The 4,018-nt window shown below is 54.0% G+C and carries 3 protein-coding genes; all 3 read left to right on the forward strand.

The annotated features are described in order from the left end of the window. The coding region (locus Q7V48_15525) for a TAXI family TRAP transporter solute-binding subunit (protein ID MDO9212133.1) at positions 1-666 on the forward strand (666 nt) is incomplete at its 5' end. Positions 667-771: 105 nt separating this feature from the next. Then, entirely contained in the window at positions 772-2,643 is a 1,872-nt protein-coding gene (locus Q7V48_15530; protein MDO9212134.1) for a TRAP transporter permease, read from the forward strand. 13 nt (positions 2,644-2,656) lie between these two features. Next, the coding region (locus Q7V48_15535; protein ID MDO9212135.1) for a dihydroxy-acid dehydratase at positions 2,657-4,018 on the forward strand (1,362 nt) is incomplete at its 3' end.

A 4,018-nucleotide genomic window follows, 5' to 3' on the forward strand; every position in this document is an offset into this window, starting at 1 on the left:
CGGCCACCTTTCAAGCAAAAAATGACTCAGATGAGGCAGTTGGCCAATCTATATCCCCAGTATTTCCAGATCGTGGTCTTAGAAGATAAAGGGATCAAATCCATAGCCGACCTGAAGGGTAAGTCGATTTCTCCAGGTCCCAAAGGCCATACGGGGGAGTTTGCGGCCACTCAGGTTTTAGAAATCTATGGCCTTTCCTACAAGGATATGTCCAAAGTCCACCATGTAGGCTATAGCGATGCTGTGGCCCTGATGAAGGATGGCCATTGCGATGGGTGGCTTCTATGCACGACGGTACCACAGGCTTCGATTATGGACCTGGCGTCCACTCGAAAAATCCGCTTGATTAGTTTGCCGGATGACAAGATCAAAGCCATGCAGAAAATCAACGCCGGATACATTCGACGGGACATTCCCAAGGGAACTTACCAGGGTGTTGATTATGACGTTCACGGGTTTGGATTCTTCACTCACCTCATCATCAGCGCCAAACTTCCCGATGACTTGGTCTATAAGATTACCAAAACAATGGTGAAAAATCTTCCCCGCTATGGGGATGTGGTCAAAGACATGAAAGGAGTGACGGCAAAAGACCTGGCGATGGATATTGGCATCCCCTTCCATCCCGGAGCGCTCAAATATTATAAGGAAGTCGGGGCGCTGTAATCGCAGAGGATTGGAGATTCATTTTTCTGGCGGCAGGGTCTTCGGCCCTGCCGTTCTTTTCCCCTTAATGATCATCGGCTTCTGGAAATATCAGAAGGAGGATCTATGACCGCTAAGCTGGGAATTTTGGCCAAGATCGCAACATGGATCGCCATCGTGATGTCGTCCTACCATCTCTACACCGGAGCGTTTGGAGCTCCCGAGGCTCTGCTGCATCGTTCGATTCATCTCATGTTCACCATGGTTTTGATCTTCCTCCTCTATCCCTTCAGGAAAGAAAAAGGGGCATATATCAGCCGTTTGGGAGATTTTGTTTTTTTGGGAATTTCCCTCGGCGGGATTCTATACATTTTCCTCAATTATGAATATTTCATTACTCGCTATCCCTACGTCCACCCCCTCAGCCCCGCCGATATGGCCGTAGGGATCTTATTTGTTCTGGCCTTGCTGGAGGCGGCACGGAGGAGCATCGGCTCAGCCATGCCGATCACCGCCATATGTTTCCTCATTTACGCCTACATTGGCCCCTCTCTTCCGGGCCTTATGCGTCATGCCGGCTTCAACACAGAGGCCATCATTGACCAGCTTTACATGACCACCGAAGGGATTTTCGGCATTCCTTTAGGAGTTTCAGCCACCTATGTCATCCTCTTCGTGATCTTCGGTGTCTTTCTGGAAAAGTCCGGAACCGGCCAGTTTTTCATGGAACTGGCTGCGGCCACCACGGGAAAGGCCGCTGGAGGCCCCGGGAAGATCGCCGTCGTCGCCAGCGGGCTTTTCGGGACGATCTCGGGGAGCGCGGTCGCCAATGTCATGGTGACTGGCCAATTTACAATCCCCATGATGAAGCGGACGGGATTCCAGCCTCATTTCGCCGGCGCCGTAGAAGCAACGGCTTCTACGGGGGGCCAGATCATGCCGCCGGTCATGGGGGCAGCCGCTTTCGTCATGGCTGAATTCATGGGCATCCCTTACCTTACGGTTTGCAAGCATGCAATCATCCCGGCTATTCTTTATTATCTTTCCGTATTCATGGCAGTTCACTTCGAGGCCGTCCGGACAGACCTCAGGGGAATGCTCGAAGCCCCACCGCGCCTTGCGGCGGTCATGCTGAGTCGAGGCCATCTCCTTCTGCCGGTGGCGGTCATGCTTTATTTCTTGTTCGAAGGTTACACCCCCATGTATGCGTGTATCTTCTCCATCATCGCCGCCCTCATTCTCGCCAACGTAAAGAAAGAAACGCGAATGGGCCTTGAGAAGATCCTAGATGCTCTGGAAAACGGAGCGAAGGGAGCTTTACAAGTGGCCTGCGCCTGTGCTTGTGCCGGCATCATCATTGGAATCGTGAACCTAACCGGGCTGGGCCTCAAATTTACGGGCTTTGTTTTGTATCTAGCGGGTGAATCTCTGACTCCCGCTCTTCTCTTCACCATGATCGCCGGAATTATCCTGGGCATGGGTTTACCGACCACGGCGGCTTATATCGTGATGGCGGCATTGCTCGTTCCGGGTTTGATCAAGTTGGGCATAGTCCCCATTGCAGCCCACATGTTTGTCTTCTATTATGCCATTATCTCGGCGATCACACCCCCCGTCGCCCTGGCCGTTTATGCCGGAGCAGGCCTGGCCGGGTCCAATATGTGGAAAACCGGATTGGCCGCCGTCCGGATCGGCGCCCCCGGGTTTATCATCCCTTTTATGTTCGTCTATGAACCATCTCTTCTTTTCGTTGGCTCCCTATGGGAGATTCTGTCTACCTTTATTACCGCCACAATCGGGGTCGTCATGCTGGCCGCTGGCCTCATCGGGTGGTTCATTCGGGAGACCAATGTGGTGGAACGCTTACTTCTGGTCGCAGGAGCCATTCTCTTGATCAAGCCAGGTATTTATACGGATATCATGGGGGTGGTTTTGTTGTTGGTTGTGATCATCCTACAGAAAGCTCGGCAAAAGAAAGATAGGGCTGCGCAGACATAAAGAGGACTCAGGGATGGAAAAAAGAAGCGATATGCTGCACCGGGGAGACGCCAGGGCCGCCAACCGGGCACTCCTGCGCTCTCTGGGGCTGACGGATAAGGATTTTGATAAGCCGTTTATCGGGGTTATCAACACCTGGACGGAAATGAATCCCGGGCACGTTCATCTGCGATCCCTGTCTGAAGCAGCCAAAGCAGGCATCCGGATGGCGGGGGGCGTTCCTTTCGAAATGAACACCATCGCCCTCTGCGACGGGATCGCCCAAGGTCATTTAGGAATGAGGCGCATCCTTCCCAGCCGGAACCTCATCGCCGACTCCATCGAGCTGGCCGTGGATGCCAACCGCTTTGATGCCATTGTGGTTCTGGCTTCCTGCGATAAGATCGTCCCGGCGAGCTGGATGGCCATCGCCCGCCTGGATGTCCCGGCCATCATGATCACCGGCGGGCCGATGATGCCCGGCCGTTTCCGGGGAGACCAGCTGGTCCTTCCCGCTGCGCGGGAGGCACACGGAAGAATGCTCAGGGGAGAGATCACCGCTGAAGATTTCCAGGAAATTGAACTCAGCCTCTGTCCGGGGCCTGGATCCTGCTCCATGATGGGTACGGCCAACTCCACAAGCTGCCTGACCGAGGTCATGGGCCTTTCCCTCCCAGGATGTGGAACGGCTCATGCAGTGGACGCCAAGAAGTTACGGATTGCCCGGGAAAGTGGAGAACAGATCCTCCGCCTCTGGGAAAAGGATTTGAAACCCTCCCAGATCCTCACGATATCGGCTTTGAAGAATGCCATCACAGCCAGTATGGCCTTCGGCGGGTCCACCAACATCGTACTCCACCTCCTGGCTCTGGCCAATGAATTGGATATTCCCCTTTCCCTGGAAACTTTTGACGAGATCAGCCGCCGTACCCCTTTTATTTGCAATATTAAGCCTAGCGGCAAATTTCCCATGCTGGGGTTGGAAGATGCAGGAGGAGTGCCTGCCGTGCTGAGCGAACTCCTGGGCCTTCTGGACCTTGACGTTCTCACCGTCACCGGGAAGACCTTGCGGGAAAATCTTGCTGGCGTAAAAAATCGAAATCCGGAAGTCATCCTTTCCCGGCAAAAACCCCTTCGTAAGGAAGGAGGAATTGCCATTCTGCGGGGTTCTCTCGCTCCCGGAGGGGCTGTGGTGAAGCAATCGGCAGTGTCAGAAAAGATTATGACGCACACCGGACCGGCCCGAGTTTTTGACACCGAGGATTCCGCGCGGGAAGCAGTTTTCACCAATAAAATTAAACCTGGAGAGATCATCGTCATCCGGTATGAAGGTCCCAAAGGAGGCCCGGGCATGCCGGAGATGCTCAGCGTGACCGCTGCCCTCGTGGGCATGGGA

It is taken from the genome of Deltaproteobacteria bacterium, from assembly GCA_030654105.1.
GTDB lineage: Bacteria > Desulfobacterota > SM23-61 > SM23-61 > SM23-61 > JAHJQK01.